The sequence below is a fragment of the Nitrosospira sp. CT genome, assembly GCF_059489795.1.
Genome location: NZ_JCAHZJ010000063.1, coordinates 17,978 through 30,457, shown reverse-complemented (window position 1 = coordinate 30,457; position 12,480 = coordinate 17,978). Strand labels below are relative to the sequence as shown.

The 12,480-nt window shown below is 53.0% G+C and carries 14 protein-coding genes; 12 read left to right on the top strand and 2 right to left on the bottom strand.

The window, feature by feature from the left end; translation table 11 throughout:
• Positions 1 to 13: 13 nt before the first annotated feature.
• Both AC52W5_RS10220 and AC52W5_RS10215 read right to left on the bottom strand, forming a co-directional pair.
• A complete protein-coding gene (locus AC52W5_RS10220) occupies positions 14 to 721 on the bottom strand; it encodes an SAM-dependent methyltransferase (RefSeq protein ID WP_495670923.1) in 708 nt (235 codons plus the stop codon).
• Positions 718 to 1,314 (bottom strand): Maf family nucleotide pyrophosphatase, encoded by a 597-nt coding sequence (locus AC52W5_RS10215; protein WP_495670922.1) that lies wholly within the window; start codon positions 1,312 to 1,314, stop codon positions 718 to 720. The genes AC52W5_RS10220 and AC52W5_RS10215 overlap by 4 nt, the downstream gene beginning before the upstream one ends.
• Positions 1,315 to 1,490: 176 nt before the next feature.
• On the opposite strand from AC52W5_RS10215, the gene AC52W5_RS10210 reads away from it, so the two are divergent.
• From AC52W5_RS10210 to sucD, 12 genes are all read left to right on the top strand, one after another.
• Positions 1,491 to 2,072, top strand: coding sequence for a YceD family protein (locus AC52W5_RS10210; protein WP_495670921.1), 582 nt, complete (start codon positions 1,491 to 1,493; stop codon positions 2,070 to 2,072).
• Between the two features lie 21 nt (positions 2,073 to 2,093).
• A complete protein-coding gene (gene rpmF, locus AC52W5_RS10205; RefSeq protein WP_107762114.1) occupies positions 2,094 to 2,273 on the top strand; it encodes a 50S ribosomal protein L32 in 180 nt (59 codons plus the stop codon).
• Positions 2,274 to 2,327: 54 nt separating this feature from the next.
• Entirely contained in the window at positions 2,328 to 3,389 is a 1,062-nt protein-coding gene (gene plsX / locus AC52W5_RS10200; RefSeq protein WP_495670920.1) for a phosphate acyltransferase PlsX, read from the top strand.
• Positions 3,386 to 4,345, top strand: a complete 960-nt coding sequence (locus AC52W5_RS10195; protein ID WP_112892726.1) for a beta-ketoacyl-ACP synthase III — start codon at positions 3,386 to 3,388, stop codon at positions 4,343 to 4,345. The genes plsX and AC52W5_RS10195 overlap by 4 nt, the downstream gene beginning before the upstream one ends.
• Positions 4,346 to 4,494: 149 nt before the next feature.
• Positions 4,495 to 5,445: an ACP S-malonyltransferase gene (gene fabD, locus AC52W5_RS10190; protein ID WP_074973291.1), complete on the top strand. Its 951-nt coding sequence runs from the start codon at positions 4,495 to 4,497 to the stop codon at positions 5,443 to 5,445.
• Positions 5,446 to 5,507: 62 nt separating this feature from the next.
• Positions 5,508 to 6,248: a 3-oxoacyl-ACP reductase FabG gene (gene fabG, locus AC52W5_RS10185; RefSeq protein ID WP_074973289.1), complete on the top strand. Its 741-nt coding sequence runs from the start codon at positions 5,508 to 5,510 to the stop codon at positions 6,246 to 6,248.
• 185 nt (positions 6,249 to 6,433) lie between these two features.
• A complete protein-coding gene (gene acpP, locus AC52W5_RS10180; RefSeq protein WP_074973287.1) occupies positions 6,434 to 6,670 on the top strand; it encodes an acyl carrier protein in 237 nt (78 codons plus the stop codon).
• 33 nt (positions 6,671 to 6,703) lie between these two features.
• Entirely contained in the window at positions 6,704 to 7,951 is a 1,248-nt protein-coding gene (gene fabF / locus AC52W5_RS10175; RefSeq protein ID WP_495670919.1) for a beta-ketoacyl-ACP synthase II, read from the top strand.
• A 10-nt stretch (positions 7,952 to 7,961) separates the two neighbouring features.
• A complete protein-coding gene (gene mltG / locus AC52W5_RS10170) occupies positions 7,962 to 8,954 on the top strand; it encodes an endolytic transglycosylase MltG (protein WP_495670918.1) in 993 nt (330 codons plus the stop codon).
• 250 nt (positions 8,955 to 9,204) lie between these two features.
• On the top strand, positions 9,205 to 10,155 hold the full coding sequence (locus AC52W5_RS10165) for an HpcH/HpaI aldolase/citrate lyase family protein (RefSeq protein WP_495670917.1): 951 nt from the start codon (positions 9,205 to 9,207) through the stop codon (positions 10,153 to 10,155).
• Between the two features lie 220 nt (positions 10,156 to 10,375).
• On the top strand, positions 10,376 to 11,566 hold the full coding sequence (locus AC52W5_RS10160) for a malate--CoA ligase subunit beta (RefSeq protein WP_495670916.1): 1,191 nt from the start codon (positions 10,376 to 10,378) through the stop codon (positions 11,564 to 11,566).
• Positions 11,567 to 12,454, top strand: coding sequence for a succinate--CoA ligase subunit alpha (gene sucD / locus AC52W5_RS10155; protein ID WP_495670915.1), 888 nt, complete (start codon positions 11,567 to 11,569; stop codon positions 12,452 to 12,454). It abuts the gene before it with no gap.
• Positions 12,455 to 12,480: the final 26 nt, after the last annotated feature.

Here is a 12,480-nt window from a genome sequence, read left to right as displayed (position 1 = left end):
TGTTCCGGACGCTCTACCCATGCAACAAAAAGACAGCAGGTTTGTTACTGAGGTCGGGCGAGACGCGCTTCCACTCCTTGATGGTCCTGGTTGCGATGAATTCGTCTGCAAGGGTGAGATTGCATGCGATACAGAGAACCGTTCCTTCGCGGCAGGTGGCAGTGATCGCCTCCAGCAGCTTCTGGTTGCGATAAGGCGTTTCGATGAATATCTGGGTTTGATCGCTGGTGATGGAGTTCTTTTCCAGTTCCATGATTTTTTTTATACGCTTGCTGTTTTCAATGGGCAGATAGCCATGAAACGCAAAGCGCTGGCCATTCAATCCGGAGGACATCAGCGCGAGAAGAATGGAGGAGGGGCCAACGAGAGGAACTACCCGGATGTTTTTCTGGTGAGCCAAACGTACCAATCCAGTTCCCGGATCGGCTATTGCGGGGCAGCCAGCTTCCGATAACAATCCTGTATCTATTCCCGCGAGCAGTGGCGCAAGCAGGTTCTCAAATTCCCTGGCGTGAGTGTGTTCGTCCAACACCTGCATGGTAATCTGCTGCAAAGGGAGAGCACAGCCCACCTGTTTCAGGAATTGCCTGGCTGTTTTCGGATGCTCGACAATATAATGATCGAGCCGGGCAATACATTCATGAACCGCAGGAGGCACTATCCAGCCAATATCGCTGTTGCCTAATGGTGCAGGGATAAGATAGAGCGTTCCTGTACTCAAACTATCTCGACACCTTCAAGCGTCAGCATTTCAACAAGCGCAATGAGCGGTAAACCGATTAATGCAGTGGGATCCTCGCTTTCCATATGCTCTATCAGCGCGATCCCCAGTCCTTCGAGCTTCGCACTGCCGGCACAGTGATACGGTTGTTCCTTATCGAGATAATTTTCTATCTGATGATCGCTTAAGAGACGGAATTTGATACGAGAGGGCACGAGGCGTGCCTGCATGTTGCCTTGAGCGCTGTTGAAAAGGCAAAGTGCAGTATAAAACAGAACTTCTTTTCCACGGACAAGCTGCAACTGCCGGGTTGCATTGTGATGGTTCAGTGGTTTTCCGAGTTGGATACCTTCGAAAACCGCCACCTGGTCGGCGCCAATAATTAAAGCGCCGGGATGAGTTGCTGCAACTGCACGGGTTTTCGCAGCAGCCAGGCGAACGGCAGTAGCGTCCGGACTTTCACCGGGCAGAGGCGTTTCATCGATATCTGGATTACTGACGTCGAAGGGGATCTGCAGGCGCTGGAGAAGATCCCGGCGATAAATGGAACTGGACCCTAATATAAGCTGTTGCGCAATCTGCTTTGTTTTCAATGTTTATTATTTTGGAGGGGAGGGAGCTTTTTTGACACTCAAGGGCAAAAAATATATCATGCGCGCCGTGTAACGCTGCAAATTGACCAGGATTGTAATACCAAGTGTGCGCCGACATCAATTGAGTATCAGGGCGCGCGGCTTGCGGATATAAAGCATATAAGAAGTTATGTCCTATGTCAGGTAACCGCAATATGGGGTATTTCCAGAAAAGCAGCGAGATTTTGAAGCCGGTAGAAGACAAGAGCGCAATGTTTATGGGTATCCCGCTCGTCATAGATTCCCTGGATTTCGCGTGTAAGGCGGAAGTGTGCCGTGGTAAGATCGCGATTGCCGGATTTCAGCGTCTGCAGGATTATCTGGTTAACAACTCCGGTGAGTTGGGATATGGGGTTATTGGAGCGCTGAATGCAAACGGAAGGCCAGTTTTACGCGTAGACATTCAAGGTGTCGTAAACCTCCAATGCCAGCGTTGCCTGGAGGAACTCGAACATGTGCTCGACATCCATACAGAGTTGCTACTGGCGCAAAATGAGCAAGAGCTCCAGAGCTTTGATGAGGACGAGTACGTGGACTGCATTCTGGCTCAGCCCGATATGGATGTTCTGGTGCTTATCGAGGATGAAATCATTCTGGGTCTGCCCGTATCTCCACGCCACGAACAGAGCGAATGCACGTCTGGCAGACGGGAGGAGGGGAAGGCAATAAGGGAAGTATCTCCCTTTGCCGCTCTGGCGGCACTGAAAAAAACGCATTGAATTTATTGAGGAGTTGAATTTATGGCAGTGCAACAAAACAAGAAGTCCCCCTCCAAGCGGGGCATGCACCGGTCGCATGATTTTCTGAGGACGACGTCTCTGTCGGTTGACTCCGGCACGGGTGAGGTGCATTTGCGTCATCACATCAGTCCCACCGGCTATTATCGCGGCAAAAAGGTTGTCAAAACAAAAGAAGATTGAATTTCGCCCGTTGATTTTTCGGTCCGAAGTTTATTCCGGCCTCAAGGGCAGAAATTGACTATAACCGTAGCTGTAGACTGCATGGGCGGCGATCACGGCCCTCATGTGACGGTTCCCGCAGTCGTCGACTATCTCCAGAGCAACCCTGCGATCGACGTGGTTCTGGTAGGGTTGTCCGATGTTATCGAATCCGAGCTGCGTGCCATAAGGTGTACGCAGAACCCTCGGCTCAGGATTCATGCTGCAAGCGAGGTCGTCGGCATGGACGAATCTCCAGCGACGGCGTTGCGGGGTAAAAAAAATTCTTCGATGCGCGTTGCGCTCGACTTGGTCAAGAGCGGTGAAGCTCAGGCCTGCATCAGCGCCGGTAACACCGGAGCATTGTTAGCGACTTCCCGGTTTGTGTTGAAGACGCTCCCGGGTATCGATCGGCCGGCTCTTGCGGTGGTATTGCCCACCATGAAAGGGCACACCTATGTGCTTGATCTCGGCGCAAACGTGGATTGCACTGCGGAGCATCTGCTTCAATTCGGTGTGATGGGCGCCACCTTGGTCTCGAGTATCGAGAACAAGGAAAAACCGAGCATCGGTTTGTTGAATATCGGCGAGGAAGAGATCAAAGGAAATGATGTGGTGAAGCGCGCGGCGGAACTGCTACGTGACAGTGGGCTTAATTTCTACGGAAATATCGAGGGAAACGACATCTATAAAGGAACGACCGATGTGGTTGTGTGCGATGGCTTCGTCGGTAATGTTGCGCTGAAAACCTCGGAAGGCGTAGCGCAAATGCTCTCGCATTACCTGCGCGAAGAATTCAGGCGGAACCTTCTCACTAAACTTGCGGGGCTTATCGCCATGCCCGTGATCAGAGCCTTCAAGCGCCGTGTCGATCACCGGCGCTACAACGGGGCTAGTCTGCTCGGACTCCGCGGCATCGTCATCAAGAGCCATGGTTCGGCTGATAGGCGGGCATTCGGTTTTGCGATTGCGCGCGCCGTGGATGAAGTACGGGGCGGAATGTTGCGCCATATAAGCGAGCGGGTGGCGCAATTACCGCATCAATCCATGTCATCCTCCTCTTACACCCAATCGTTGGCGGAAGAGAGTCCGGTATGAAGTATGCCAGAGTCATTGGAACCGGCAGTTATTTGCCCGATAAAATTCTCACTAATCATGATCTGGAGCGCATTGTCGACACGAGCGACGAGTGGATCCGGACCCGTACCGGCATTGCGCAACGGCATATCGCCGCCGACTCGGAAATGGCAAGCGATCTCGCTTTGAATGCGAGCCGTGAAGCAATAAAGGCAGGTGGGATCGATCCACGGGAGATCGAACTGGTGATTGTCGCCACCACCACGCCCGACATGATATTTCCCAGCACGGCATGCATCCTGCAGGATAAGCTCGGTATCGGGGATTGCGCAGCATTTGATGTACAGGCGGTATGCAGCGGTTTTATCTACGCGCTTGCCACTGCAGATATGTTCATTCGAACTGGGAAATGCCGGACGGCGCTGGTTGTCGGCGCAGAAGTCTATTCACGCATACTGGACTGGAGCGACCGCAACACTTGCGTACTGTTCGGTGACGGCGCGGGCGCTGTGCTGTTGAGGGGCGATGAACAGCCCGGAATCCTTTCAACGCATTTGCATGCGGACGGGAGCCAGAGCAAGATTCTTTCCGCACCGGCTAACATCTGTGGCGGCAAAGTGCAAGGTAAACCCTTTGTTGTGATGGAGGGTAATACGGTTTTCAAGTTTGCGGTAAAGGTTCTGGAAGAAGTCGTACACGAGGCTTTGACTGAAAACAACCTGGAGTCATCGGATATCGATTGGCTGATTCCGCATCAGGCCAATATCCGTATTATTGCTTCGACTGCAAAAAAACTCGGCATTTCCATGGATAAGGTCGTCGCCACCGTGGATAAGCACGGTAACACTTCCGCCGCCTCGATTCCATTGGCCATCGATATCGCTGTCCGAGACGGGCGCATCAAATCTGGCCAGCATGTGCTTCTGGAAGGCGTGGGGGGAGGTTTTACCTGGGGAGCGGCATTAATCCGCTGGTAAGCCAGTTCCTGCTGCTGGACTCCCGTATTTTAATTGTTCTTGTTTCAGTTCCCTTTCCAGCGGGGTTTTAAAAACTTTTCTTTCCTCGGCTCGAAGGTTTTTTCGTTGCCTGCCGCAGATGGAACCGTCGAAGGGTTGTACTGATACTGATGAGCGTACAGGTTAAATTTGCATGTGTTTTCCCGGGACAGGGGTCTCAGTCCATAGGGATGATGGCCGGATACGGCAGTTTTCCAGTGGTACGGCAGACTTTTGCTGAAGCATCCGATGTGTTGAAGCAGGATTTGTGGGGGATGGTGTGCGACGGTCCGGCCGAAACCCTCAATCTGACCGTTAATACCCAGCCGCTGATGCTGACTGCCGGAGTAGCGGTTTACCGGGCGTGGCAGACCCTGGGCAAAGTCAGGCCGGCCTTCATGGCGGGGCACAGTCTCGGGGAATATACAGCGCTGGTAGCGTCCGAGGCATTGTCTTTTGCTGACGCCTTGCCGTTGGTACGCTTCCGCGCGGAGATAATGCAGCAGGCTGTGCCTGAAGGAGTGGGCGCGATGGCGGCAATTCTCGGACTCGATGATGACATTGTACGCTCGATCTGCCGGGAGGTTACAGAAGCATCGGATGGGGAATCGCTGGAACCGGCAAATTTCAATTCACCCGGACAGATCGTGGTTGCGGGTCACAAAGACGCGGTGGTTCGTGGTATGGAAGCGGCAAGGTCTAAAGGCGCAAAGCGGACCGTCATATTGCCCATGAGCATTCCTTCGCACTGCTCCCTGATGAAACCCGCAGCGGAAAAAATGCGCCAGCAACTGGCGCAAGTCACGCTTCGTTCACCCAAGATCCCACTATTGCATAATGCGGATGTAGAACAGCACGAGGATGCTGAGAGCATCAAGGAAATTCTGGTCCGGCAGTTGTTCAATCCTGTCCGCTGGACGGAGATCATCCGTTTTATTTCTGGCGCTGGCATCCATCACGTGGTGGAATGCGGGCCGGGCAAGGTTCTGTCCGGACTCAATAAACGTATAGATGCAAATTTGCAGAGCCTCGCATTGAGCGACGATGCGGCGCTTGGCCATGCGGCGGCTTTGGCAGGATAAAGGTCAAGCGGACATATCCAGCGTGGCCGCATTGCTCATCATTGAACGACGTATTGGAGATCATGCCGCAAAATCAGACAGCACTTGTAACCGGCGCCAGCCGGGGAATCGGGCAAGCCATTGCCCTTGAACTCGGTAGACAGGGGGTTACCGTTATCGGTACAGCGACAACAGAGGATGGCGCCCGAAATATCGATCACTTCCTGAAAGAGGCAGGCTTCAGGGGAACGGGGATGGCATTGAACGTGAATAACCCCGCACAGGTCGAAAGCGTTATCAAGACAGTACAAGAGGAATTCGGCGAGATCGCAATCCTGGTGAACAATGCCGGCATCACCCGCGACAACCTGCTTCTCCGCATGAAGGATGAGGAATGGGATGAGATCATGGAAACGGATCTCAAATCGGTGTTTCGCTTGAGCCGCGCCGTGCTGAGGTCAATGATGAGAGTGCGTTACGGGCGCATCATCAATATTTCCTCGATAGTCGGGGCTACCGGAAATATCGGCCAGGCCAATTATGCCGCTGCAAAGGCCGGAATATTCGGTTTCAGCAAGTCCCTTGCCCGGGAAGTGGCGAGTCGCAATATCACGGTCAATTGCATCGCGCCCGGGTTCATTGCAACAGACATGACTCAATCCCTTACAGAAAAACAACAGCAGGTATTATTTCAGCAGATTCCAGTCGGAAGGCTTGGATGCCCCGAGGATGTGGCGACAGCAGTGGCTTTTATTGCCTCACCCGCTGCCGCATACATAACGGGCGCCACCCTTCACGTGAACGGCGGAATGTATATGGATTAGCAATGGGAACGGCGCGCCAAGGATGGATTCCGCCTCATCCAGTCGCGCCATGTGACTGTATGGCTGTCAGAATGGGAGATGGGGTTTTGGTGTCCGGTGTATTAGGTCTGGAATGTGTCGATTTTACTAATATGGAAAACTTGCTAGAATGGCGGCGTTTTTTCTTACGGAGAGAGGTTACCTAGATGGAAAACGTGGAACAACGTATAAAAAAAATTGTAGCGGAGCAGTTGGGCGTGAACGAGGCTGATGTCAAAAACGAATCTTCCTTTGTGGATGATCTAGGCGCCGATTCGCTTGATACGGTGGAGCTTGTGATGGCGCTGGAAGAGGAGTTCGAGTGCGAAATTCCTGACGAACAGGCTGAGAAAATAAATACTGTTCAACAGGCAATCGACTATATCAATTCTCACAGCAACTGATTTTGTTTCCAGTAAATCCATATCGGAGTCATTTTGTCGAAACGTAGGGTAGTGATCACCGGACTAGGCATAATTTCGCCAGTCGGTAATTCGGTTTCAGATGCCTGGGCCAATATTCTTGCCGGGAAATCCGGGGTTACTCGAATCAACCGTTTCGACTCTTCCGCATTCGCTTCTCAGATAGCCGGAGAAGTCAAAGGTTTTGATATCACGAATTATCTTACCGCCAAGGACGCGCGTCGAATGGATGTATTCATTCATTACGGCATGGCTGCAGGAATTCAGGCGGTAAAGGATGCGGGTATTGAAGACATAGCCGCCAGCAATCTCGATCCTGAACGAATCGGCGTCAATATCGGCTCCGGTATTGGGGGGCTGTCCATGATCGAGGGAACGTACGACGCCTATCACGCCGGTGGTGTGCGCAAGATTTCCCCATTTTTCATTCCCAGCACCATCATCAACATGATCGCAGGTAATCTGTCCATCATGTATGGTTTTCAAGGGCCGAATCTGGCCATTGTTACCGCTTGCACCACCGCTACCCACTGTGTGGGGGATTCAGCCCGGCTGATAGAATATGGCGATGTGGATGTGATGATCGCGGGTGGAGCCGAATCCTGCGTAACACCCCTTGCAATAGGTGGATTTGCGGCAGCGCGAGCCCTTTCCACCCGCAATGACGACCCTGCCACTGCCAGTCGCCCATGGGATAAGGGCCGCGATGGTTTCGTCCTGGGGGAGGGGGCGGGTGTTCTGGTGCTGGAAGAGATGGAGCATGCCATGCGTCGCGGAGCCAGGATTTATGCTGAGCTTGCCGGTTTTGGCATGAGCGCCGATGCGTACCACATGACTGCACCCTCTGAAGACGGAGAGGGCGCCGCGCGTTGCATGACGAATGCGCTCCGGAATGCCAGGCTGAACGCGGATGACGTCGACTACATCAATGCCCACGGCACATCGACGCCGCTAGGAGATGTTGCAGAAACCGTTGCAGTAAAGCGATGCTTTGGAGAGCATGCAAAGCAGCTCGTGGTGAATTCTACAAAATCCATGACGGGTCATCTGCTCGGCGCAGCAGGCGGGGTAGAAGCAATATTCAGCGCGCTGGCCGTACACCACCAGGTTTCACCTCCCACGATCAATATTTTCGATCAGGACCCGGAGTGCGATCTGGATTATGTTCCCAACCATGCGCGAGAAATGAAGATCGATGTGGCAATGTCGAACTCATTTGGTTTTGGCGGTACGAATGGCACCTTGATTTTCCGAAGAACCTGATTTCTGCTTTGTGGCGAAACTACTGAAGCGCTTCATCCGCGTCGTTTTTCTGGGAACGGCGCTCTTTTCCGCATGGGTAGGGTATAGGGTCAGCAAACCCGTTGAGCTTCCCATTGTTCCTTATGAGTTTTCGATCGAGCAAGGCAGCAGTGTAAAAACCATCGCCGGTCAACTGGCGAATGCCGGTGTTTTGCCTGATGCCTGGTCTTTTGTCCTGTTGTCCCGCTTGATGGGTGTCGCTACATCACTCAAGGCGGGAGACTATGAGATTACTGCGAGCATTTCGCCATTTCAGTTGCTACAGCGAATAACCAGGGGTGATAGCAGCCAGAGTGAAATCAGATTCATCGAGGGCTGGACTTTTTCCCAGCTCAGGCGAATGCTGGATGAGCATCCCGCTCTCCGCCACCAGACCACTCACCTGAGCAACGGGGAGATTCTGCGGCTGATCGGAGCAACCGAGGCTGCGGCAGAGGGATTGTTTTTTCCGGATACCTATTTCTTTGCGCGTGGGAGCAGCGATGTAGCAGTATTGAAACGCGCTTACCGCGCCATGCACAACCACATGGATATCGCCTGGGCACAGCGGGCAGTAAACCTTCCTCTGAAAGATCCGTACGAGGCCCTGATCCTGGCATCGATCATTGAAAAGGAAACAGGTCGGGAGGATGATCGCAGAATGGTCGCCGCCGTGTTTATCAACCGCTTGCGGTCACGCATGTTGCTACAGACAGATCCGGCAGTCATTTATGGTCTGGGCGATAAATTCGATGGCAACCTGCGTAAAAAAGATCTCTTGAGCGACCAGGAATATAATACTTACACACGTCCTGGCCTGCCGCCAACTCCCATTGCCTTGCCTGGTTTGGCTTCAATCCGCGCCGCGCTCAATCCCGCAACGACCGATGCGCTGTATTTTGTTGCGAAGGGGAACGGAGAGTCCCATTTTTCCAGCAATCTGTCTGACCATAACCAGGCCGTTTCCAAATACCAGAAACGGTAGTATCCGGCCCATGACACGTGTACTGGGGCACCCGCGCGCAAGGGCGAGCGCTTTTTCTACTGTTTGATCCTGATTCCGATCTCTTCACAAAAGTTAAATTGAACATTACCTTCTTCAAAAGTAAAATAGTGCGTTATTTATCACAACGATAAGCAGAACTGCGCCAGGATGCGCTCCAGCAATCCGGGCCACACCAGTTCACCTCCCAATCCCGTCTCCAAAATTAAATAACTCAATCAGGAAGGAGCAAATGAGCCATACACTATATGAAGCCTCTGTCATTCGTGTGCAACGATGCGAACTGGCTGTTCCCGGTTCGAACCCTGGCATGTTCGAGAAAGCCCTGAAAAGCGGTGTGGATTTCGTTTTTCTCGATCTCGAAGACGCCGTTGCCCCGGATGACAAGCTGACTGCACGAAAAAACGTTATCGAGGCGCTCAATGACCTGGACTGGAGAGGCCACGGAGTGACTGTTTCGGTACGGATAAACGGTCTGGATACCCAGTTCATGGTTCGTGATGTGGTTGACGTGGTCGAAAAAGCAGGTCACAAGCTGGATACCATACTGATCCCGAAGGTGGGGATATATTCGGATGTCTATATGGTTGAAGCCATGCTCAACCAGCTGGAGATGCAGCAGGGACTGAAAAACCGGATAGGCATTGAAGCATTGATTGAAACGGCGCTGGGTATGGCGAATGTGGAAGACATTGCGCGCAATGGGGTGCGTGGTCGGCTCGAGGCGCTCCATTTCGGCGTAGCGGATTACGCCGCCAGCAATCGCGCCAGAACGACAAACATCGGCGGCCTCAATCCCGACTATCCGGGAGATCAGTGGCACGCTGCCATCAGTCGGATGACTGTCGCCTGTCGTGCTTATGGCTTGAGGCCGATAGACGGTCCTTTTGGCGACATCAAGGATCCGGAAGGCTATAAAGCGGCGGCAAGACGAGCTGCTGCTTTGGGCTGTGAAGGTAAATGGGCTATCCATCCGTCGCAAATCGATCTTGCCAATGAGGTTTTCACGCCACCTCTATCCGAAGTTGAAAAAGCACAACGTATCCTCGCGGCATTGCAGGAGGCGGCAGCTCAAGGGAAAGGGGCGGCTGCGCTGGACGGGCGCCTGATCGATGCCGCATCGGCAAGAATGGCCAATAACGTGGTAAAAATGGCAGAGGCGATAGGCGCAACCGCGACATAGCGTACTTCCGACCGCATCAAGCGGTCTTTCTTTTTCTCCTGATCCTGCCGGTGGGGATACTCAGGTTGACGGATACATTACTGTGAAGTATGACGCCGTTTCCATCAGGCAGGTTCGCTTTGTGCTTGAGTAATTCAAGGAATCCATGAAGCTTCCTGGATTGCGAGAGCCGTGACCCCGGAAAATAGTGAAAATTATTGTTGATAAATAAGGTGACGCATTGGATATACATGAGTATCAGGCAAAAGAAATTTTAATGAGGTATGGGGTCAAGACAGCGGAAGGGGGATTGGCATATACGATAGAAGAAAGTGTGCAGCGTGCCAGGGAAATCGATGGCAATGTATGGGTGGTGAAGGCGCAGATCCATTCGGGAGGACGCGGCAAGGCGGGGGGCATCAAGGTATGCAGGACTCATGACGAAGTCCGGGCGGCCGCTGAGGAGTTGCTGGGAAAGATTCTGGTGACTCGTCAGACGGGATCTGTGGGAAAGGTGTGTACACGGGTATATGTGGAAGCGGGCACGCACATTGCCAGGGAGATGTATCTCTGCTTTCTGATAGACAGAAGTTCGGAGCGTATCGTCATGATAGGCTCGGGGCAGGGTGGAATGGAAATCGAGGAGTTGGCTCACACAAATCCCCATGCCATCAAGAAGATTTTTATCGAACCCGCAGTTGGGTTGCAGGATTTTCAGGCGAGAGAGATGGCTTTTGCACTGGGCATGGAAGCGGCACAACTGCCTCATGCCGTTAAAACCATCCGGGGCTGCTATCGCGCCTTGCGTGATCTGGATGCAAACATGGTGGAAATCAACCCCCTTGTGATCACCGGGAGCGGTGAACTCATTGCTCTTGACGCGAAAATGAGCTTCGACGAAAACGCCTTGTTTCGCCGGCACGAGGTTGCCGAACTGCGTGATAAAACACAAGCCGATCCTCGGGAGATGGCAGCCTCCGATCATGGGTTGAGCTACATCGGATTGAACGGTGATATTGGATGCATGATAAACGGTGCCGGACTCGCCATGGCAACGATGGATATGATCAAGCTCGCGGGCGGGGAGCCGGCAAATTTCCTTGACGTGGGAGGTGGCGCGTCGGCTGAACGTACGGAAAAGGCATTTCGCCTGGTGCTGGCTGATAAAGGAGTCAAGGCGATGCTGGTCAATATCTTTGCAGGTATTAACCGCTGCGACTGGATTGCGCAAGGCGTCGTGCAGGCGGTAAGAAATATCGATATGAAAATACCGCTGGTCGTGCGCTTGTCCGGTACCAATGTCGAGGAGGGCCAGCGGATCATTGCTGAAAGCGGCTTGTCGATCATCACCGCGGGAACGCTGGCGGAGGCGGCCGAGAAGGTTGTCCAGGCGCGCAATCGCGCGGTTGCAGAAGAGTGCAAAGGGATATAAATGGCGATTTTAATTGATGAGAGCACACGGATCATAGTTCAGGGCTTCACCGGCAAGATCGGTACTTTTCATGCACAGGATATGATCAATTACGGTTCCAACATTGTCGGCGGCGTAACCCCTGGCAAAGGGGGGCAGCAGCATCTGGGGAGACCGGTTTTCAATACGGTGAAAGAGGCTGTTCAGCAAGTCGGTGCGAATGCAAGCATCGTGTTTGTGCCTCCGGCATTTGCGGCGGATTCAATCATGGAAGCAGCCGACGCAGGCATCAAATACTGCGTTGCCATTACTGATGGTATTCCTACGCAGGATATGATGACGGTCAAGAACTTTTTACGCCGCTTTCCTATCGAAGAACGCATGGTGCTTACCGGCCCGAATTGTGCTGGTACGATCAGCCCAGGCAGGTCGATATTGGGAATCATGCCGGGCCATATCTACATGCAGGGAGATGTGGGCGTCGTTGGCCGTTCCGGAACGCTGGGGTACGAAGCCGCGGATCAAATGCGGACGCTGGGCATCGGCATATCGACATCGGTTGGTATTGGCGGGGACCCGATTATTGGCAGTTCGCATCGCGATATTCTGGAGAGATTCGAAGAGGACCTGGAAACAAAAGTAGTGGTCATGATTGGAGAAATTGGAGGGCCTCAGGAAGTCGAGGCAGGCATTTTCTCCAGAGACCACATGAGTAAACCCCTCGTGGCGTATATTGCAGGCCTGACAGCGCCGGAAGGCCGCCGCATGGGACATGCGGGTGCGATTATCTCCGCAGCGGGTGAAAGTGCTGCGGAAAAAGTTGCCATCTTGAAAGAGCTGGGCGTCACTATTTCCCCCACCCCTTCGGCCATAGGGGAGACAGTCGCAAAGGTCTTGGCCAGAATGTAAGCGCGCAGGAGATTTCGCCACACACT

Coding starts and splice junctions, on each gene's coding strand:
- AC52W5_RS10210 (WP_495670921.1), top strand. CDS start 1,491: ATGTCAGGTAACCGCAATATGGGGTATTTCCAGAAAAGCAGCGAGATT.
- rpmF (WP_107762114.1), top strand. CDS start 2,094: ATGGCAGTGCAACAAAACAAGAAGTCCCCCTCCAAGCGGGGCATGCAC.
- AC52W5_RS10195 (WP_112892726.1), top strand. CDS start 3,386: ATGAAGTATGCCAGAGTCATTGGAACCGGCAGTTATTTGCCCGATAAA.
- fabD (WP_074973291.1), top strand. CDS start 4,495: ATGAGCGTACAGGTTAAATTTGCATGTGTTTTCCCGGGACAGGGGTCT.
- fabG (WP_074973289.1), top strand. CDS start 5,508: ATGCCGCAAAATCAGACAGCACTTGTAACCGGCGCCAGCCGGGGAATC.
- acpP (WP_074973287.1), top strand. CDS start 6,434: ATGGAAAACGTGGAACAACGTATAAAAAAAATTGTAGCGGAGCAGTTG.
- AC52W5_RS10165 (WP_495670917.1), top strand. CDS start 9,205: ATGAGCCATACACTATATGAAGCCTCTGTCATTCGTGTGCAACGATGC.
- sucD (WP_495670915.1), top strand. CDS start 11,567: ATGGCGATTTTAATTGATGAGAGCACACGGATCATAGTTCAGGGCTTC.